Raw genomic sequence first — 20,484 nt, 5'->3', positions numbered from 1 at the left:
GGCATGCGGACACACTTTTCTTTACTTAACCCCCCAAGGAACCAATTTGTACCGGTTCCTTGGGCGCTTTTTCTTGTTCGTTTTTGGCTACTGCTGTGGCGGGTAATAACCCGGATTCTCCTGGGCTTCATTGATAACCCGCCGGCCACCGATGAGCTGACGGTAGATGTGTACTTGCACTAGGAGAGCAAGCGGGACTGTGTACAACATACCGATATAGAAGAGCATTGCACCTGCGGAAGAAACAATCGACGTCAGAATGAATGCAACGAGCATCGTCCAATACTGAGGCTTCACCAAGCGCCATGCGACGACCGGAGCCTCAAGTGCTGTTGCTCGACCATCAAAAACAAGAAGCGGCATAGTCGCTGTGATTGGCATGATGAAGATGGACAGCACAAATACCAACAGGTAGCCGATGGGAATCATCGCAGCTGCAGCTTCACTGCCGTTGGCAGACAGGGATGCTCCAGCGATGAAGAGTGCCATCCCCGGAAGCATGGCGAGCAGCCCCACCAGGAACGTGACAATGTAGGCACCGATAAGAGATCCCCACCGGTTTACACGGAAGAAAGTACCGTAGCTCGGCACTCGCCCGTCGACAGCTTCGAACGCACCGCGCAGCATGAATGCCTGCATCGCGAACATGCCCACCGCAAATAGCAGTGCCATCGCGCCGAGAGTCGCGAACATCGACCCTAAATCCTCAAACGGAACATCGCCTGGATAGTTCGGCTCAAAGTCCGGATCGAAGTCACCAGATGCAAAGAGAATTGCCGCTGCGCCAACAATCAGGGCAACTAGTACGGCGAAGAACGTCAGCATGATGCCAAGCCAGGAAGCAAAATTGCTGTTTAGACTACGAAACGCCGCGGAAAAGGCACGTCCAATGTCGACCTTCGTCGACCCCTGTGCCACAGGCTTCACCGGCGGCTCATCGCCACCTGGCATGTTGACACCTGGAGCAAGCGCGCCGGCTGCAGGATTCCCACCTGCCGGTTGCTGCCAGTAGCTCGAGTCCGCACCATGGGGTTGCCCGGCATAACTATCGCGAGACTCGCCAGTTCCATAAGAAGGAATTTCGCCATAAGCCTGTTCACGGCCGTAAGCCTGATTCCACTGTGGCGAATCCTCTGGTCCACGCGGGCCATGTTGTGCGTCCGAATCGAACCCGTAAGGGTTGTAATCCTGCGAACCATTGTTGGGAAAACCGTGACTCTGGGAGTCATAGTTATTGGACTCATTGTCCCGGCTGCCGTCACCGTAAGGATCGTTGTTGCTATATGGATCGTTTGAGGTATTCATGAAGCAAATTGCTCCTGCCAAATTGACGTATACATACAAATAATGCGCACAACGGACTATACGTGAGACAAGGCCTTGACGAGATTTTAAAGGCCGAAGTATAAGTCACATTATGCGCATGGACGTATTTAATTGGACGTTCTTACACGAGCTCCACCGCGGCGACTCCCTCGAATTCGTTCAGTGAATCACCGACACCCAACGCGCTACCACGCACGATGATGTCATACTTGCCCGGCGCGACTCCTGCGGTCTCCCAAGTGACCTTGGCGGTGGTATAAATACCGTCCTTGGCAAACTCAATGACAGTTGCTTGGTCCCAGTCGTCGGAAACAATCTCGCCGCGGTCATTCTTGATAAGTAGGTAGCCGTCTTCCAGTCGCAAGTCGTTATTCGGATTTGCCGCGACGAATTGGGCAACGGCCTTCTGCCCTACCGTGATGCTTGCAGTCGATTCGAGCACGTCACCAAAATTCTTGCCCATTGGTGCGGAATCGATAATCTTTCCTCCTGCTGGCGACGGCGGGATGATGCCAGTGAGATCACCTGCAGCACTACCCGGGTCGACAGCCATGCCGTCGGCAAGCGCGTGGGCGAGATCGTGATAGATGGAGATCATCGCACTGAGCGTGTACTTGCCGAAAGCCGTCGCGCCGCCCTCGTAGTCCTGCTGATCGTATTCCTCTGGGGTAACGACGTAGTGTCCATAGCTGTTGGTGTAGCCCTGGCAGATGACAGTGTCGATTGGAACGCCGAGGACTTCGGCGACGTGCTGACGCATGCGGTAACCCGACATCGTGGTGGGTTCAAGGCCGTTGGTGATCAAGGTGAAGCCACCGATGCGGGTGATGGAGAACATATGGGTCTGCTGGAGAAGACCATCGATGTAGCCCACTGGCAGCAGGCACTCTTTCTCACCCTGAATCTCCCCGATATTCTTCGGGAGTACGACGTTATTGAGCTGACGTACCCACGGTGTGCCTCCACGCTGACCCTCGTTGAAACCTAGGGCCGGTTCGCCGCCGCCGTCCTCCTGGCTACTGGCTGCGAAGGCCGCACCGAGGATTGCAGGTCCAGTGCGGTGTGGCTGGCCATCGGGCGTGAATTGGCCATCGATGTCGACATCGCCGAGGTTGACCCACTTGTGGACGGTGGAGATCCCGCCTCCTGGCAGTGCAATGGTCTGGCCTTGGGTAGCGTCAATCTGACGCTGACCGAGAATGCGGGCGGACTCTGCTTCGTCTCCGTTGCCGGGACCCGAATTTGGCACGAGCCCCATGTTCGGGCTGATGTCACCCGGGCACGACATGGTAAATGCGGCGACAAAGGGGGCATCGGCCGGCTCACGGTGGGTAACCCCGCGGTCGACCTCAACCTTCCATGCTGCATAGCCCTTGTTGTCGCCGTCGATGATGGTGTGCTCGGGGCCGAAGGTGGTCGGATGAATTCCATACCAGTTAATGAATCCGACTTCGCGACCACCGCGACTCACGTGCAGTGTATGGCTTTCCGGGTTGACTCCGTCGGGGAAAAGACGCTGTTCTTCCTCGGGGTTACGCCTGAATGCCTCCAGGGAGCGGTTAACACCCGCATCCTTGGCAATCCCCTTGGTCAGGTGGATAGTCGACGGCTGGTAATCAGCGTGTGCACGTTCAATAGCCTTGACCACACCGACGACCACAGCTTCGAAAGTGACGGGACGGAAACCGAGAGTAGTCAGGTCGACCATAAGATGGCCCGATGTACCACCCGGCGCGACATGCGTATGAGATGCGCAGATAAGCACGTTGCCCTCGTGGTAGAGGTCTCCGAAGAGAGCTCGCAGTCGCCGCAGAACTTCCATCTGGATGGACTGGAACATGAGCCCCATATCTGCGGTGACGTGGACGACACGGTTGTCGTTGTCATCACCGAAGATGAATGCACGCGCCATCTGGCGAAGACGCAGACCCGAGGTGGTCTGGTCCATGACCGCATACCCGTTCATGCCAGCGCCGAGTGGCTCGCCTGTCATGTCAGCCATTCCTCGACCGACATTCAAAGTGGTGGTCGAATTCCCCGCGGCGGCAGAAGCCCCGTTTGCAGGAGCGGCGTTTGCCTTTGATGCACCATTTACGGCAGGCATCATACTCGCAGCTGACACGGCAGTTGCTCCGACGAGGAAGCCTCGCCTGCCCACTTGGTACGGGGCGCGTGCGGTTGGGTCTGCCGAATTCGACGATGATGCCATCTGGGGATCGAGCATGTCACATCCTCTTCATATTTCTTTTTGAATATCAATATGTTGGACTTTAATCAGACAATCCCCTACGCGTGGCCTAATAAGCCAAAGTTCCCAAAATTCCCCCCGCGACAGCAGTAACCGATACGACATTCGCAAGGCAGTATCACTACCATGGACACAGTAGAATTTCGCAAGCTTTAGCGCGCTCCTCGCAGACACAACTTCAGAAAGGGCACCATGGCTCAGGCTGTCGGTTTTAACCGCGAAAAGTACATCGAAATGCAATCCGCTCATATTAAGAAGCGGCGCGCAGACATCGCAGGTGAAGGCGGCAAGCTCTATCTCGAAATGGGCGGCAAGCTATTTGATGACATGCATGCCTCGCGCGTGCTCCCCGGCTTCACGCCTGACAATAAAATCGCTATGCTCGATCGCCTCAAAGACGATCTGGAAATCATGGTGTGCATCAATGCCAAGGATTTGGAGCGCCACAAGGTCCGCGCTGACCTCGACATCACTTACGAAGACGATGTGCTGCGCCTCGTCGATGTCTTTCGTGAACGCGGGTTTCTAGTCGACAGCGTCGTCGTCACGCAGCTTTCCGACGACAACACCCTGGCAAAGAACTTCATTGAGCGCCTGCAGCGACTCGGATTGAGCGTAATCCGCCATCGCAATATCGAGGGCTACCCGACAAACACGGAGAAAATTGTCAGTGAAGCCGGCTTCGGGCTGAATGAATGGGCGCAAACGTCGCGGGACTTGGTCGTTGTTACAGCGCCGGGCCCGGGCTCTGGAAAGCTGGCGACATGTCTATCGCAGATTTATCACGATCACAAACACGGAATTCGTTCCGGTTACGCAAAGTTTGAGACCTTCCCTATCTGGAACCTGGCACTCGAACACCCGGTAAATCTGGCCTACGAGGCGGCAACAGCTGATCTCGATGACATCAATCTCATCGACCCTTTTCATTTGGCCGCCTATGACACCAAGGTCACCAGCTATAACCGTGATGTCGAGGTCTTCCCACTGCTGCGCACTCTGTTGGAGAAGCTCGCGGGCGAGTCGCCGTACAAGTCACCGACCGACATGGGCGTCAATATGGCCGGTTACTGTATCGACGATGACGAAGTGTGCCGAGAGGCATCCAACCAGGAAATCGTTCGCCGTTACTACAAGGCTCTTGTCGACGAACACAAGAACAGCGCAGACGACGAAGTCTCACAGCGCATTGCCATGATTATGAGCAAGGCCAACGTGTCGACAGCCGCCCGCCGAGTCGTCGCACCAGCACTTGAAGTTGAGAAATCTACCGGGGCACCGGGTAGCGCAATCGAATTGCACGACGGCACAATCATCACGGGCAAGACTTCTGAACTACTCGGATGCTCAGCAGCAATGCTCCTCAACGCTCTCAAGAAGCTCGCCAATATCGACCCGGACTTGCACTTGCTCTCCCCAGCTGCCATTGAGCCAATTCAAACGCTTAAGACGCATCACCTGGGCAGCCGCAACCCCCGCTTACATACCGACGAGGTTCTTATCGCCCTTTCCGTGTCGGCGGCCACCAGCGACGATGCCCGCGCAGCCCTCGCCGAGCTGAAGAACCTTCGAAACTGCGATGTCCACACCACCACCATTCTGGGCAGCGTGGACGAAACAATTTTCCGCAACCTCGGTGTGCTAGTGACTTCGGAGCCTAAGTACCAGAAGAAGGCTCTCTATCAGAAGCACTAAGCCATACCAGCAGCTCACGCCGAAAATAGGATAACTGAGAGAGCAGACTAGAATAGTCCCCGTGAGCATCAGCAAGATTCTTCTGTACTACCAGTTCGCCCCACTGTCCGATCCGCGTGCCATCATGCTATGGCAGCGCGATCTTTGCGAGTCGTTAGGGCTCAAGGGCCGCATTCTGGTGTCCGAGCACGGCATCAATGGCACCGTCGGCGGTGATCTCGATGCCTGCAAGAAGTACATCAAGAAAACCAAGCAGTACCCCGCTTTTCACTCCATGCAGTTCAAGTGGAGCGAAGGCGGCGCTGATGACTTTCCAAAACTCTCCGTCAGGGTTCGCGACGAAATCGTCGCTTTCGGTGCTCCGGGTGAGCTGAAAGTCGATGTCGATGGTGTCATTGGCGGCGGCACACATTTGAAGCCGGAAGAGGTCAATAAACTGGTCGAGGAACGCGGCGACGATGTCATCTTCTTCGATGGCCGCAACGCAATGGAAGCCGAGATTGGCAAGTTTAAAAACGCTGTCGTCCCGGACGTAAAGACCACGCACGACTTCATCGACGAACTGGAATCCGGTAAGTACGACTGGATGAAGGACAAGCCGGTTATCTCCTACTGCACCGGCGGCATCCGCTGCGAGATCCTCTCCGCACTTATGAAGAACCGCGGTTTCGAAGAGGTCTACCAAATCGACGGCGGTATTGTGCGCTACGGCGAAAAGTTTGGCAATAAGGGGCTGTGGGAAGGCTCCCTATATGTCTTCGACAAGCGCATGCATATGGAGTTTGGCGATGGCATCGAAGACGAGGACTACGTACAGCTCGGGCACTGCGTCCACTGCGGCAAGCCCACAAACACCTTCCAGAACTGCATCAACGAAGATACCTGCCGTCGTCAGGTGCTTATTTGCGATGATTGCTGGGAGCACACCGAGACACAGCACTGTGGGCGCGAGGACTGCAAGGAAGTTGCCGAAGAGCTAGCAGCCGCAAAGTAGGACGCTCCCTGCTGCCATCGGACTATCTCGAGCACCTCTTAATCAGCACAGATGTGGGTTGTCTCCCCAGACGCGGCTAATCTAGTAGGCAACCATGAGTACTCCTAGCCGTTCTGATAAACCAGCTCCACGTGCCCAGTCGGGAAACCACCACTCCGGCCACCGCAATTCCGCCAGGCCACAGCGCTCTGGCAAACCTGCTAAGGACACGCGTAAAAAGGAGCTCTACCAGCTCGCTGATCAATTGCCGATTCGGGAGGCTCAGTCCTTCCGACGCCGGCTAAAGCGAGCATCCGCGCCGAAGGCGCTGTCTGCAATCTCTGCAGACCTCGACTTTGCGCTGGAGCGGTTAGAAGATCGTCGTAAAGCGATTCCTCGCATCACCTACCCTGCCCAGTTGCCGGTGTCCGCGCGCCGCGACGACATTGCAGAGGCAATTGAAAACAACCAGGTCGTCATTATTGCTGGTGAGACTGGCTCTGGTAAGACTACGCAGATCCCGAAGATATGCCTCGAACTGGGACGCGGCGTGCGGGGCAAGATTGGTCACACTCAGCCACGTCGTATTGCGGCGCGTTCCGTCGCGGAGCGCATCGCTCATGAGCTGGGCGAAAAGATTGGACAGCACGTCGGCTATGCAGTGCGTTTTGATGATCGCGTGAGCAAGGATACCTGCATCAAACTGATGACCGACGGTATCCTGCTGGCCGAAATTGGCCGCGACCGACTGCTACGCGAGTACGACACCATCATCATCGATGAGGCGCACGAGCGCAGCCTCAACATCGACTTCCTGCTGGGATATTTAAAGCATATTCTGCCGCAGCGTCCAGATCTGAAAATCATTATCACTTCCGCGACGATTGATCCGGAACGGTTCGCTCGTCATTTCGCGCCTGACGACGAGCACCCTGCGCCCATCATCGAGGTGTCGGGGCGCACCTACCCGGTGGAAATCCGCTATCGCCCGCTGGTGCGGACCGTTGTTGCGAAGAATGGGCAGGAAAAGGAAGTCGCCATCGAGCAGATCGATGGTGTAATCGCTGCGTGTGAAGAGCTGATGCGGCTTGGCGACGGCGATATCCTGGTGTTCTTTTCGGGTGAGCGAGAGATCCGAGAAGCTGCCGAAGCCATCGAGGGCAAACACTGGAAAGGTGTAGAAGCCGTTCCACTATTCGGTCGGCTATCTAATGCAGAGCAGCATCGGATCTTCACTCCGCATTCCGGGCGTCGCATTGTGCTGGCGACCAACATTGCGGAAACGTCGCTGACGGTCCCTGGTATCGAGTATGTCGTCGATACTGGTACCGCACGCATTTCCCGCTACTCCACCCGCACGAAGGTGCAGCGCCTGCCAGTTGAGGACATCAGCCAGGCATCCGCGAATCAGCGCTCTGGACGCTGTGGCCGTGTAGCTGATGGTGTGGCGATTCGTCTCTACAGCGAAGAGGATTTTCTCTCGCGCCCCGAGTTTACGGATCCGGAGATTCTGCGCACCAATCTCGCTTCGGTTGTACTGCAAATGATTTCACTGCGGCTTGGCGCGATTGAGGACTTCCCCTTTGTCCAGCCACCAGAGCACAAAGCAATCCGCGATGGCATTAACCTGCTCACAGAGCTTCAGGCTATTACCACCACGTCGGGGTCTGATGCCCCCGAGCTGACGGACATCGGCCGACAAATTGCCCGTATCCCAGTCGACCCGCGTCTTGCCCGCATGCTGGTCGAAGGGTACGAGAACACCACTCTTGGGGCGGTAACCGTCATTGTCGCCGCTTTGTCTCTGCAGGATGTTCGCGAACGTCCACTGGAGTTCCAAGCTCAGGCAGATCAGCTACATGCCCGTTTTAAGGACACCACCAGCGACTTCAACTCCCTACTGAAGCTCTGGGAGTACCTGGAGGAAAAGCGTCGCGAGCTTAGCGGTAACCAATTCCGCAAGATGTGCAAGCGCGAGTACCTCCACTATCTGCGCGTTCGCGAGTGGCAGGACTTGGTGCGTCAGCTCCACCAGGCAACGGCCGAGCTGGGCTGGCATCTTTCGGCCCGCAGCTCAACCAACGGTGTCGACAATCCCGACGAGGTGGCAAAGTCACTGTTACCGGGTCTGTTATCGATGATTGGTACGCGCGAGGGCGAGGGCAAGGAATTTACTGGCACCCGCAACACTAAGTTCCTCATTCACCCCTCGTCCGCGTTGGCAAAGAAGCCGCCTCGCTGGGTGATGGCTGCGGAAATCGTCGAGACCTCGCGCACTTTTGCGCGCAACGTCGGCACGATTCAGCCGCAGTGGCTAGAGAAGGTAGCCCCTCATCTGCTCAAGCACCAGTACTCAAAGCCTCACTGGTCTACTAAGCGCGGTGCAGCGATGGCTTACCAGAAGTCGACGCTCTACGGCGTGCCCGTGGTGGTTGACCGTTTGATGCCTTATCACCGAGTCAATGCCGACGCCGCCCGCTCGATCTTCATTCGCTCTGCGCTTGTCGACGGCGAATGGAACACACATCACGAGTTCTTTAAGAACAATCAAGACAAACTTGCCGAAGCCGAGAAGATCGAGGAAAAGCAGCGTTCCCGCGGCATTGTCGTCGATGACGACGTGCTCTACGCGTTCTACGACTCCAAGCTGCCCGCCTCTATCACCACGGCCACCAATTTTGACCGCTGGTGGAAGAAAACTAAGCCCAAGCAGCCAAATCTACTGGACTTTGATCCCAATAAGCTGCTCAACCCCGAAGCCGGCGACATCGACGACAACGCCTTCCCCGAAATGTGGCAGCAGGGCTCGGTCGATTTCTCTCTGTCCTATAAATTCGAACCGGGCGCCCCTGATGACGGTGTGACTCTCCGTGTCCCCGTGCCTCTTCTTGCAGGTCTGCGTGAAGATGGCTTCGACTGGCAGGTACCAGGTCTTCGCGCTGAGCTCGCGGAAGCCTACATTCGCACTCTGCCGAAGGCACTGCGGAAGTCCGTTGTCCCCGCCCCGGATTTCGCACGCCGCGCGCTGGAGACGATGACTCCGTACTCAGGCCGCTTCGTCGATGTTTTTGCCGATGCTTTACGACGACTCGGAGGCTCGGGCATCAATGGTGCAGACTTTGCCCCTTCGAAGCTGCCAGCACACTTGCGCTTTAACTACGCAGTGGTCGACCGCCATGGAAAGATCGTCGATCAGAGCCGAGATCTTGCTGCGCTTCGAGACAAGCATGCCTCGACGGTCTCAACTGCTGTGTCGAAACGTTCGAAGTCTGCAGCACGCGAAGCTGTGAAAAAGTGGACTTCAGAGAACTTGGGCGCCGTCTCATTAACGGTCAAAAGTAATGTCGACGGTCAGTCCGTCACGATGTATCCGACGCTGGTGACCACCAAGGATGGCGTGGCCATTGAGGTCAAACCAACTAAGGCTCAGGCTGAGGCGACGTTGGCGACCACAAACTTGACAATGCTATTGCGGGATTGCCCAGTAAATGGTGCACAAATGACTAAGGGGCTTCCACTCCAGCAACGTGTTGGCGTGGACGCATGGCCACATGGGGGCGCCGATGGGCTTGTCGAGGACTGCCGTGTCGCAGTGATTCGCGACCGTATGATGGCTGCCGGCGGCCCGGTCCGCGATCCGAAGGAATTCGACAAACTACTCGAACACGTTCGTTCTGGAGTCGCCTCAGAGGTGCGCCAATTGGTCGTCGGCGTTGCCCAGGCAATGCCTCGTTATGTCTCGGTGGTAAATCAGCTAAACAAGTGGGAAGGCGATGCTATTGACGATATGCGTCGCCAGCTGGAGTTCATGTTCCCTAAGGGCGCTGTGGCAAGGCACGGTTGGCAGCACCTACGACATTTGCCACGTTATCTCCAAGCGATGGAGATTCGGCTTGAGGAAATGAACCGTGACCCGGACCGTGATGCCGAACGTGAAGATGAGGTGACTGAGGCCCGCGAATACTTGGCGGCAAAGCTTCAGCAGCTGCCTAAGGCACGTTCGAATTCCGCGGAGGTACGGGATATTCAGTGGCTCATTCAAGAGCTGCGCGTCAGCCTTTTCGCACAACGGCTGGGTACCGCCCAGAGCGTATCCCTGACTCGAATAAAGAAACGTGTGGATAAACTGCGTTAGTTCTTTTTAACCTCGTTGCCATTAGCCTGCGGTCCTTTCCCCTTGCGCATGCTGGCAATCTCTTGCGCGAAATCGTCCGCGGAGGAAAAGGACTTGTACACCGAAGCGAAGCGGAGATAGCCAACTTCGTCCAGTTCTTTGAGCGGCTCAAGGATGGCAAGGCCGATATCGTTTGAGTCCACCCGGGGCGTGCCTTTCTCGCGGAGGCTCTCCTCCACTTTTTGTGCAAGTTTCTTCAGCTGAGACTCTGATACTTCGCGCCCCTGGCACGCACGTCGAACACCCTGGATAACCTTTTCGCGGTTGAATTCCTCAGGGATTCCATCCCGTTTAACGACCATCAGCTGCGAGCGTTCAATCGTAGAAAAACGTTTGCCGCAATTCAGGCATTCCCTTCGGCGACGAATCCCCATACCGTTATCTATCAACCGTGAGTCCAAGACTCGTGTCTGATCATGATGACAAAACTGGCAATACACGGTCTCCAGTCTACGTCCCACCCCAACACCGGAAACTGGAATGATTATTGCGCGGAGTAGGAAGCGTACGTAGACGTAAAGGTGCTTTCGACCGCCTCACTTTGTCCCTGTTCAAAGACCATGCTGCCGAAAACTCCGAAGAAAGCACCAAGCCCTAGAGCCCATACCGCCATCAGGCGAGTCAGGTTAGTGCCTGCGGATACATCACTACGATTGGACTGCTGCGCCCTGCTAACGGATAGAGACGGACGCCCGTAGTTGACCGAGACATGACTGGGCCGCGACCTGTCCCTCCGCATTCGCGCCGATGAAGCCCCATTTCGATTGCGCTGTGCAATACGTGCACGCTGACCGGGCCGAACGATGTGCTGTGTGCAAGACGCACTACGTTCACCCCACACCAACGGGGCTTTCCGTGTCGTCCGAGCAGGGAGCTCGGAAACTTGAGAAAAGTCAATATCAGATGTGCTGCTAACACCAAGTGCGGTTGAAACCGTAGACATCATGTTTTCTCCCTTTCCAACGTTGACTCTCCCACCGTTGCCGGCCTGGAGAGAATAAGAGTTGTACGACCGTTTCCCGACGCTGTGGAGACTATGTCCAAGGGCGGATGCGGAGAATCCGTCTAGACCCTTTCATCAAACGACTGTTCGAGTAACTTGTCATGTTCGATTTATAACACCATGTTCGAATATTGTCTACTGCTATCCGGATTTATTTTCGATTTTCGACATCATCACCGCCTCCGAGCACGGATAATGTACACGTTTTCTAAAGAATTCAAGGGCGCACAGTGTTCGATGCTCGACGATTCGAACAGTTTTGAGTTATGATTCATTCGAAAGAGTTTGAGAAGGGATGTTCCATGGCTCAAAAGAAGAAAGCGAACCCTAAAACACTCACCGATCGGCAGCGTCGGATTCTTGACGTCATTTCGGATGCCGTCGTACTTCGCGGATACCCACCGAGCATTCGAGAAATTGGGGATGCTGTGGGCTTGAATTCCACCTCGTCGGTGGCATACCAACTCAAGGAGTTGGAGAAGAAGGGCTTTCTCCGCCGCGACCCACACAAACCCCGCGCGGTAAACGTAAGGGATTCGAAGTCCTCCGCTGGCACTTTCACTCCGGTAAAGCCTGGGCCAAAGGCTACTGGCACCACCCAAACTCCCGAGATGCCAGAGGACATGCCAGAGCCAATCTTCGTTCCTATCGTTGGACAGATTGCGGCTGGCAACCCTATTTTGGCGGAGCAGCATGTGGAAAGTCACATGGCACTTCCGATGGAGATTACGGGCTCTGGTCAGCTATACCTACTCAAGGTCGTGGGTGATTCCATGGTTGACGCGGGCATTCTCGACGGAGACTGGGTGGTAGTCCGTTCCCAAGACGTGGTCGAACAGGGAGATTTCGTTGCAGCCCTGTTTGAAGATGAAGCAACAGTCAAGGAATGGCACGAAGACGCTGCTGGCAAGTGGCTCATGCCCCATAATCGCGCCTTTGACCCACTCCCCGCGGAGCACGCCAAAATCCTCGGCAAGATTGTCAGCGTCCTACGCAGCCTCTAATTTCCCACATTTTCGTTGCCCGAAACAGACATAAACGGGCATACTGGGAACAGATAGTAAAGCTGAAATTTCTTAACAGCTAAGGAGCGGGGAATGTACGCAGAGGAACGCCGCCGGAAGATTGCGTCTTTGACAGCAGTCGAAGGGCGCGTGACGGTCGCTGATCTTGCGGAAGCTTTCGATGTCACAGCAGAGACGATTCGCCGTGACCTAGCTCAGTTGGATGCAGAGGGCGCAGTTCACCGCGTACACGGTGGCGCTGTGGCTACTCGTTCTTTTCAGACTGTTGAGTTTTCAGTTGCCGCTCGAAAGAACGCGCAAAAGGACGCGAAGCTCTCTATTGCCCGCTGTGCTGCGGATTTTCTGCCTGACTCTGGTGGTGGAATTTTTCTCGATGCTGGAACTACCACCGAGGCTCTTGCAGAGCTGATGGTCCACTCCCCTGATAACCGCCGTTGGTCGGTTGTCACAAACTCTCTTCCCAACGCCATCACACTCGCAGGATCGAACCGCATTGAGCTTCAACTCCTTGGCGGCCAAGTTCGCGTCATTACTCAGGCGGTTGCTGGCGATACGGCACTCCGCACTCTCGCGGTTATGCGTGCCGATGTCGCTTTCATTGGTTCTAATGCCTTGACAATTGACCACGGTCTTTCTACTGCTGATCCGCAGGAAGCGGCGGTAAAGCGCGCGATGATTACGAATGCGCGCAAGGTCATCGTTATGGCGGACTCGACGAAACTTGGCCGCGACTTTCTCGTCAGCTTTGCAGCATTGGAAGATATCGACGTCGTGATTACAGATTCCTCTGCCCCGGAACAGTTCGTCAACGATCTCAGGGAGCAAGGTGTCGAGGTTGTGGTTGCTTCATGATCCTGACCTTGACTGTAAATCCGTCAATCGATCGACTTGCTCGACTCGATACGGAGCTCAAGCGAGGTGGCGTGTTCCGCCTACCAATGGCTGAGGACATGGCTGGTGGCAAGGGAATTAATGTGTCCAAGGCGTTGCACTACGCCGGAGAAAAGACGCTCGCGCTCTACCCGGCATCGGACTCCGGAAAATTCACGCGCCTGTTGGAAGTCTCTGGCATACCCCATGAAGCCATCAACACGACTAACGAAGCCCGCGTTAATCTCACACTCGCAGAGCCAGATGGGACGACCACCAAGCTCAATTCCCCTGGCATGACATTGACGAAAGCGCACCGTAGGCGTGTCCTGGAGAAACTTATCCACCATGCTAAACACGCCACGTGGGTAGTTTTCGCAGGTTCATTGCCCCCTGGTGTCCCCAGGGATTTTTACGTTCAATGCACCGAGGCGGTGTATTCGGTCAACCCGAATATTCGTGTTGCTATGGATACGAGCGACGGCCCACTGACTGAGGTCGTTCGCGCATTTCCAAAGGTGCGACCTTTTTTGATGAAGCCGAACGCCTACGAACTTGGTCAAATCATTGATCAGGACGGCGAAGAACTTGAGGCCGCTGCAGCCGAAGGGAACTATCTTCCCGTAGCGCAGGCTGCTCGTGCGCTGAACGAGCTTGGCGTTTCCGAAGTCCTGGCCACTCTCGGCGAAGCAGGGGCGGTGCTTTCAGTGAAGTCAGGCGGTTGTTTCGCTGCTACCTCCCCCTCGATAGTCGCTCAGTCGACGGTCGGTGCTGGAGACTGTGCTTTGGCCGGCTACGTTATGTCCCGCGAACGCGGTGATAGCTACCAAGATGCACTAACCACCGCCGTAGCTTATGGGGCGGCGGCAACCAGTCTTCCCGGTACGACCATCCCCTATCCAGAACAGGTTCACCCCGAGGCCGGCCGGTTATGGCAGCTCGACACTTAGCTTTTCGATGCCTAGATAAGGAGCATTAGAAAACCATGTCTTCTTCGGCAGATTTTTCCGCTATTGCATCAGACCTAGCCGATGAGTCGACAGTGTTCCTTGACCTAGATATCGGTCCGCAAAAGGAGAAGATCCTTAACTATCTCATCGCTAAAGCTGTAGAGACCGGCCGCGCCACCGACAGCAACGGCATCGTCGCAGCAGCCCTCGAACGCGAAGAGAAGGCCCCGACAGGTCTGTCGGGAGGGATAGCCATCCCCCACTGCCGCCATGAGGACTGGTCGAAGCCGACCCTGATGTTTGCCCGCTTAACCAGCGCTACAGAATTCACCACACCAGATGGGCCGGCGGACCTGCTCTTTTTCATTGGTGTCCCATCTAGTAACAGCGATGTCCACGTCGATATTCTGGCCGCACTCGCAAAAGCACTTCGCGATAAGGGGTTTCGCGCAGCTCTTCGCGGTGCTGAAAGCGATGAAGAGACTGCCCGGATCATTAGCGAGCACGTCACCAAAGCGCCTCGTCGGAAAGCGAAAAAACCTCCGGCGAAGACCAATATCGTCGCCATCACGGCCTGCCCCACGGGCATCGCACACACTTATTTGGCAGCCGAAGCGCTTACTGGCGCGGCAGAAAGCATGTCTGATGTCACACTAACTGTAGAGACGCAGGGCTCGGCAGGAACCCAGGAAGCCCCCGCAGAGGCAATTGTCCGGGCCGACGTGCTAGTAATCGCAGCCGATATTGGGGTTACGGGGCTTAAGCGCTTCAGCGATAAACCACAGGTCAAAGTGCCAATTCGTAAGGCAGTCAATGAACCTACTGCGGTTATTAAACAAGCGAAGGCAAAAGCAGAACAATCACGGGTTCGCGCCTACGACCGAAAGGCGCCGCAACCTAAGGATGACCACGACAAGGAGGCCGGTTCGCAAACCGGTACTACAGGCGCAGACCCTTCATCTGAGAGGGTACAAGCAACTACCAAGGTGGGGGCACATAAATCATCGTTAGGCGGTGACAAAGCCTTCGGACACTGGGTTCGTGATGCCATTATGACCGGTGTCAGCTATATGGTGCCGTTCGTGGCCGCATCGGGGTTGTTGATTGCGCTGGGATTCCTCGTCGGCGGTCATCAGGTTGGTGTAGTAGCTGACGCCGTGACTAGGGATTTGCGGCTGCCGGAGATTATCGGACTCGATGCCCCGATTGCTGTGCCGACAGAAGATCTCGGCACCGTGCTAATTGATCGTAGTGGGCTGTGGCTGTATCTCGGCTCGGCGCTTTTTGCCATTGGCAACCACGGCATGCAGGTCATTGTGGCTGTAATGAGTGCTTATATCGCCTTTGGCATGGCTGGCAGAGCCGGCATTGCACCAGGCTTTATTGGCGGTGCCATCGCGGTCACGGTTGGCGCCGGCTTCCTTGGGGGCCTGGTGACAGGCATCCTGGCGGGACTAGTTGTAGCCCTACTGTTGAGGATGAAAGTCCCGGACTGGCTGCGACCGCTGATGCCGGTTGTCGTGATTCCTATGCTCGGCGCTATGTCCGTTGGGCTCACCATGTACCTGCTGCTCGGGATGCCGCTGGCGTGGCTGATGACGGCTCTGCAGCAGTGGCTGCAATCACTGGATACGACGGCGGCGTTCCTGTTCGGTGGTCTTCTCGGCGCAATGATGTGCGTGGATATGGGCGGAATGATCAACAAGGCTGCTTATCTTTTTGCCGTCGCAAACATCGCCTCAGCAGATCCCGCATCATGGAAGGTCATGGCCGCTGTGATGGCGGCGGGCATGGTACCTCCATTGGCTACATCTCTGGCAGTTGTGCTCCGACCAAAGCTGTTCAGTTCGGCGGAGCGTCAAAACGGCAAAGCGGGCTGGGTGCTCGGTGCGGCCTTCATTTCAGAGGGAGTAATTCCCTTCGCCGCCGCAGATCCGCTACGTGTGATTCCGTCGATTGTGATTGGCGGTGCCGTCACCGGTGGCACCTCAATGGCTTTGGGTGCGGCCACACGTGTTCCGCACGGAGGTATTTTTGTGCTGTTTGCAATCGACAACCCTGTCGCATGGCTTACTGCAATCGTCTTGGGCAGCATAGTGGCAGCAATTCTCGTTGTGGCAGCTAAAAGCCTGTGGCCGCGGCAAGTCAGCACCGATAATCAAAACCTAGAAGCAGACGTTTCAGCGGAAGCGTAGTTTTTACCGCACCGGCTGGTTTATCCCAACGAGCATTTCTACGATTTTCAGCAAACATTCCCCAACCCATCCGGGCAACCTATTAAGCTCAGAAATGGCATCGAGGAAATCGAGAAGCAGAAAGGCAGGATGCCGCTCGCATGGTTACTCAACATGTCCACGTCGGCTCCAAGGTGGGTATTCATGCCCGCCCTGCAACGGTCATCGCTGAGCGTGCCTCCCGTTTTCAGGAAGAAATTCTGGTCGAGCTCCTTGACTCAGACGAGCCCGACAACGAACCGGCCGATGCTTCATCCTCGTTGATGCTCATGGCACTCGGTGCCGAATTCGGCGATGAAGTCACTGTGACCAGTAGTAACGCGGTTGCGGTAGAGAAAATCGCCGAACTCATCGCCCAAGACCTGAGCGATTAAAAAGCAAAAGAGCTTAACGACGAAACATCGTGGCAACGGTCACGGGGTCCGTCGTTAAGCATTCGTGCGAGATTCTGCCCTGGACGGGTGGCCTACGAGCGGTTCTCGCCGATGCGATTGTAGAGCCAGTTCAAAATTGGATAGCCGATAATAATGCCGACCGACCCCCAAGCAATACCCTCCAGCGTCAGCGAACCAATGTCGAGGGTGAGGTTACCGATACCCGCGATCAGCGCGGTGGCGGCAGCGGTGAGATTAACCGGGTTGTTGAAGTCGACCTTTTCGTCCATCCAGATGCGCACACCGAGCAAACCGATCAGGCCGTAGAGCACCATCGTTGCCCCACCGAGCACGCCGGTAGGAATGGTCAAGATGAGTGCGCCGAACTTTGGAATGAAAGCCAGTGCAATGGCGGTGAAAGCTGCCACCCAGTAAGCTGCGGTCGAATAGACACGGGTAGCGGCCATAACACCGATATTTTCAGCGTAGGTAGTGGTACCAGAACCACCAGCTGAACCGGCGATGGTGGTGGCTAGACCGTCTGCAATAAGAGCATCGCCAGCGATGTCATCGAGGTTTCGGCCGGTCATGGCAGCAACAGCCTTGACGTGACCGACATTCTCTGCGATGAGTACTACGATGACGGGCAGACCAATCAGCATCGCATTGAAGTGGAACTCCGGCGCGTGGAATGCGGGCAGACCAATCCAGGCGGCATTGCCGACAGTTTCTGTAGCCTCGGGCGAGAGATTTCCAGTGGCAGCGGCGAAGACCCAGCCGATTAGTACGCCGATAAGGACACCCAGACGGCTGACCATACCGCGGCCAGCGACGGTTGCGAAGACAATGGATGCCATCGTGACAAATGCGACCAACGGCTGAGTGGCGAAGTTCTCCGTGGCGGCAGGCGCCAGGTTAAGTCCGATGAGAGCGACGATGGCACCGGTTACTGCAGGTGGCATCACTGCATCGAGGACACGCTTGCCGGCGAACTTTACAACGCAGCCAACGAGCATGAGCGCGATGCCGGCGCAGAGCACGACACCGAGCTGAACACCAATACCCTGCGCCTGTGTCGCGGTCAGTGGTGCGATGAAGGCAAACGACGAGCCCAGGTAAGAGGGCAAGCGGTTTCGGGTGATTAGCAGGAAGACAATCGTGCCGATACCCGAGAACAGCAGTGTGGTATTGACTGGGAAACCAGTCAACAGCGGCACCAGAAGAGTTGCACCAAACATGGCAATGACGTGCTGTGCGCCAATGCCAATTGTACGAGGCCAATCGAGGCGTTCGTTGGGAGCCACCACGGCTCCCGGTGCAATCTTTCGACCGTCACCGTGAATATCCCAACCGAAAAGACGGCCACGTTCGGCGTTTTCAGCAGGCGGATTTGCGGAGGTTCCCTGTTGGGTCTCCGCGTCAGAAGTAGAATTCATGGTTGTAATGCTAGTGGATGCCCACCGCAGATCACGCCACGGATACCGCATTAAACCCAGGACTGCCGGAGCTCTTTGTCGCTCTCCCTATTCCAACTCCGCTCTCCCTTTTCCGACTAGGCGTCGTTGCTACTATCCTCATTCGCATCCGCCGTGAAGTGAGGATCCGCTGCAGGTTCGATGCGGTATGCCGACAGTTCATCCGCGAGGCTAGTGGGCAAACGCACATCCATCTGGGTGCCTTGCTCTGTCCATGTCTCCGACAGCACGGTCGCATCTTCGTGGAGCATGGAGACAATATTGCCCTTGTCATAGGGGATCAACATGTGGACGTGAGACTCCAGCTCATTGAGTGCAAGCTCGAGTCGGGTCTCCAGTTCACCGATCCCCTCACCCGTTCGCGCAGAGACAAAGACCGCATCATCGAGCTGGTGGCGCAGTTGCGCCAGAGTGATGCCATCGGCCTTGTCCACCTTGTTGACTACCAACAGCTCGGGCGGAATCTCGGCCTTTTCTTCCTCCGCGATTTCGTTGATGACTTTGTTGACAGCCTTAATCTGCTCCAGCGGGAATGGGTCAGAGGAGTCTACGACGTGCATGATGACGTCGGCTTCGAGCACCTCTTCCAAGGTCGAGCGAAAAGCTTCAATGAGCTGCGTCGGCAAGTGGCGAACAAATCCGACCGTATCGGTCATAATCACCGTGCGACCGTCGCGAAGCTTGGTGCGACGAGTCGTCGGATCCAGCGTCGCAAACAGCGCGTCTTCCACCAGCACACCAGCGCCTGTCAGTGCGTTGAGCAACGAAGATTTACCCGCGTTGGTGTAGCCGACAACTGCCACGCGCGGCAGGTGTCCAGCCTTACGACGTGCGCGCTTGATCTCACGCGCAGTCTTCATGCCAGCTAATTCCTTGCGGATTCGCGCCATATCTTGGCGTAGGCGCTGACGATCGGTTTCGATCTTAGTTTCACCCGGACCACGCAGACCCACGCCGCCGTTGGAGCCCGCGCGACCACCAGCCTGACGCGATAGGTTGCCGCCCCAGCCGCGCAGACGCGTGTACAGGTACTGCATTTGTGCCAGCGAGACCTGCGCCTTGCCCTCCTTGGACTTCGCGTGCTGAGCAAAGATATCCAGAATCAGCATGGTGCGGTCAATAACCTTGGCGTCAAGGCGATCCTCCAGCGCCACCAACTGGCCGGGAGACAGCTCACCGTCGCAAATAACTGTATCTGCGCCGGTAGAGGCGACAATATCGCGAAGCTCGTTGAGCTTGCCGGATCCCACGTAAGTACCAGGGTCCGGCTTATCGCGACGCTGCAGCACCATCTCTAAAACTTCCGAACCTGCAGTCTCTGCCAGTGCGGCGAGCTCCTCCATCGCCACTTCGGCTTCCTGCAGGGTCCCGGATGTCCAGACACCGAGCAGCACAACGCGTTCCAGTCGGAGCTGACGGTACTCGACCATCACTTCTTCAGACTCAGTATGTGCTACTGACCTGGTCAGCCGGCGCAGAGAGGAACGCGCCTCCAGATCCAAATCACCGACGGTAGGTTCCCTTTGCGTGCCGACGTTCGTTGCGAACGCATCCCCGGAGGCACTATCAGCGTTTTCGCCAGCATCATTAGCGTCGATGAAAAAATCGTCCATCTCGTGCGAGGTGCGAGCTTGCTGCGACGTTTCGCCGCTGACCTCATCAAAGTTGTTGGAAAAATTCGTCATACTAGCTGCTATTGTCGCATGACAAGCCAAATTCTCCGCATTGTGTGCGGAGAATACCGAGCCGAAGCTCAAGACTTAGGCTGCAGAAGGTGGCCTGCGTGTCAGAACCAGTGCGACCGGACCACTCTTAGAACTACCACCAGCACACGTACCACTGTCGGACATTCCACAGTTGGAACAACCTCCGCCTGGGCACATGCCACCGAGGGATTCCCGGCGCAGTTGGCCGGTGTGTTCCATGCGGTCAAGGATGAGGTCTACCGTTGCTCGCTGCAGGCCAGTGATTTCGCAAATCTTGCGTCGGGAGCTAATGCCCTGCGCAATTGCATCCTGAACGGCTTCTGAAGGCCGACGAGTAACCGTCGTATTCTTCCTGGCTCTAAAGAGTCCCACGGCGATAGCTCCTTTCCGTATCGCGATTCTTGTTGGATCTGATTTCTAGTTCGCAAGTG

Annotated in this window: 14 protein-coding genes; 8 read left to right on the top strand and 6 right to left on the bottom strand. The window is 56.1% G+C overall.

The genetic code is table 11. The annotated features are described in order from the left end of the window. Positions 1-87: 87 nt before the first annotated feature. Positions 88-1,305 (bottom strand): ABC transporter permease family protein, encoded by a 1,218-nt coding sequence (locus HMPREF2547_RS02955; RefSeq protein WP_049189739.1) that lies wholly within the window; start codon positions 1,303-1,305, stop codon positions 88-90. Positions 1,306-1,447: 142 nt separating this feature from the next. Next, entirely contained in the window at positions 1,448-3,550 is a 2,103-nt protein-coding gene (locus HMPREF2547_RS02950) for a neutral/alkaline non-lysosomal ceramidase N-terminal domain-containing protein (protein ID WP_070604668.1), read from the bottom strand. A 216-nt stretch (positions 3,551-3,766) separates the two neighbouring features. Between HMPREF2547_RS02950 and HMPREF2547_RS02945 the strand changes: the two genes are divergently transcribed. The 3 genes from HMPREF2547_RS02945 (at position 3,767) to hrpA (ending at position 10,377) form a co-directional block, all read left to right on the top strand. Continuing rightward, entirely contained in the window at positions 3,767-5,269 is a 1,503-nt protein-coding gene (locus tag HMPREF2547_RS02945) for a DUF1846 domain-containing protein (RefSeq protein ID WP_016422633.1), read from the top strand. A gap of 61 nt (positions 5,270-5,330) precedes the next feature. Then, on the top strand, positions 5,331-6,263 hold the full coding sequence (locus HMPREF2547_RS02940; protein WP_016422632.1) for an oxygen-dependent tRNA uridine(34) hydroxylase TrhO: 933 nt from the start codon (positions 5,331-5,333) through the stop codon (positions 6,261-6,263). Between the two features lie 94 nt (positions 6,264-6,357). Next, positions 6,358-10,377: an ATP-dependent RNA helicase HrpA gene (gene hrpA / locus HMPREF2547_RS02935; protein WP_016422631.1), complete on the top strand. Its 4,020-nt coding sequence runs from the start codon at positions 6,358-6,360 to the stop codon at positions 10,375-10,377. Here the strand turns inward: hrpA and nrdR are convergent. Then, complete coding sequence (nrdR, locus tag HMPREF2547_RS02930; RefSeq protein ID WP_042388651.1) at positions 10,374-10,856, bottom strand: transcriptional regulator NrdR; 483 nt, start codon at positions 10,854-10,856, stop codon at positions 10,374-10,376. The two genes, hrpA and nrdR, sit on opposite strands and share 4 nt — an antisense overlap. A gap of 865 nt (positions 10,857-11,721) precedes the next feature. Between nrdR and lexA the strand changes: the two genes are divergently transcribed. From lexA to HMPREF2547_RS02905, 5 genes are all read left to right on the top strand, one after another. After that, positions 11,722-12,423 carry a transcriptional repressor LexA gene (gene lexA / locus HMPREF2547_RS02925; RefSeq protein ID WP_016422629.1) on the top strand — a complete coding sequence of 234 codons (702 nt, stop codon included), beginning with the start codon at positions 11,722-11,724 and terminating at the stop codon, positions 12,421-12,423. A 93-nt stretch (positions 12,424-12,516) separates the two neighbouring features. Continuing rightward, a complete protein-coding gene (locus HMPREF2547_RS02920; protein ID WP_016422628.1) occupies positions 12,517-13,296 on the top strand; it encodes a DeoR/GlpR family DNA-binding transcription regulator in 780 nt (259 codons plus the stop codon). After that, on the top strand, positions 13,293-14,264 hold the full coding sequence (locus tag HMPREF2547_RS02915; protein ID WP_016422627.1) for a 1-phosphofructokinase family hexose kinase: 972 nt from the start codon (positions 13,293-13,295) through the stop codon (positions 14,262-14,264). Before HMPREF2547_RS02920 ends, HMPREF2547_RS02915 begins: the two co-directional genes overlap by 4 nt. 35 nt (positions 14,265-14,299) lie before the next feature. Continuing rightward, positions 14,300-16,459: a PTS fructose transporter subunit IIABC gene (locus HMPREF2547_RS02910; protein WP_049189641.1), complete on the top strand. Its 2,160-nt coding sequence runs from the start codon at positions 14,300-14,302 to the stop codon at positions 16,457-16,459. A gap of 140 nt (positions 16,460-16,599) precedes the next feature. Continuing rightward, the gene (locus HMPREF2547_RS02905) at positions 16,600-16,872 is read left to right on the top strand and encodes an HPr family phosphocarrier protein (protein WP_016422625.1); all 273 of its coding nucleotides are present in this window, start codon (positions 16,600-16,602) and stop codon (positions 16,870-16,872) included. A 92-nt stretch (positions 16,873-16,964) separates the two neighbouring features. Here the strand turns inward: HMPREF2547_RS02905 and HMPREF2547_RS02900 are convergent, their stop codons facing one another. The 3 genes from HMPREF2547_RS02900 to HMPREF2547_RS10705 all read right to left on the bottom strand — a co-directional run bounded on the left by HMPREF2547_RS02900 (position 16,965) and on the right by HMPREF2547_RS10705 (position 20,425). Beyond that, positions 16,965-18,308: a uracil-xanthine permease family protein gene (locus HMPREF2547_RS02900; protein WP_224433128.1), complete on the bottom strand. Its 1,344-nt coding sequence runs from the start codon at positions 18,306-18,308 to the stop codon at positions 16,965-16,967. A 116-nt stretch (positions 18,309-18,424) separates the two neighbouring features. Then, positions 18,425-20,032 carry a GTPase HflX gene (gene hflX / locus HMPREF2547_RS02895; protein WP_070566265.1) on the bottom strand — a complete coding sequence of 536 codons (1,608 nt, stop codon included), beginning with the start codon at positions 20,030-20,032 and terminating at the stop codon, positions 18,425-18,427. A 75-nt stretch (positions 20,033-20,107) separates the two neighbouring features. Then, complete coding sequence (locus tag HMPREF2547_RS10705) at positions 20,108-20,425, bottom strand: FeoC-like transcriptional regulator (RefSeq protein ID WP_101687554.1); 318 nt, start codon at positions 20,423-20,425, stop codon at positions 20,108-20,110. Between the last annotated feature and the right edge of the window lie 59 nt (positions 20,426-20,484).

The organism is Corynebacterium sp. HMSC055G02 (assembly GCF_001809065.1).
Classification (GTDB): Bacteria; Actinomycetota; Actinomycetes; order Mycobacteriales; family Mycobacteriaceae; genus Corynebacterium; species Corynebacterium jeikeium_D.
Note: the sequence above shows the minus strand (reverse complement) of the source record. Positions and strands in the feature narration are given on the sequence as shown.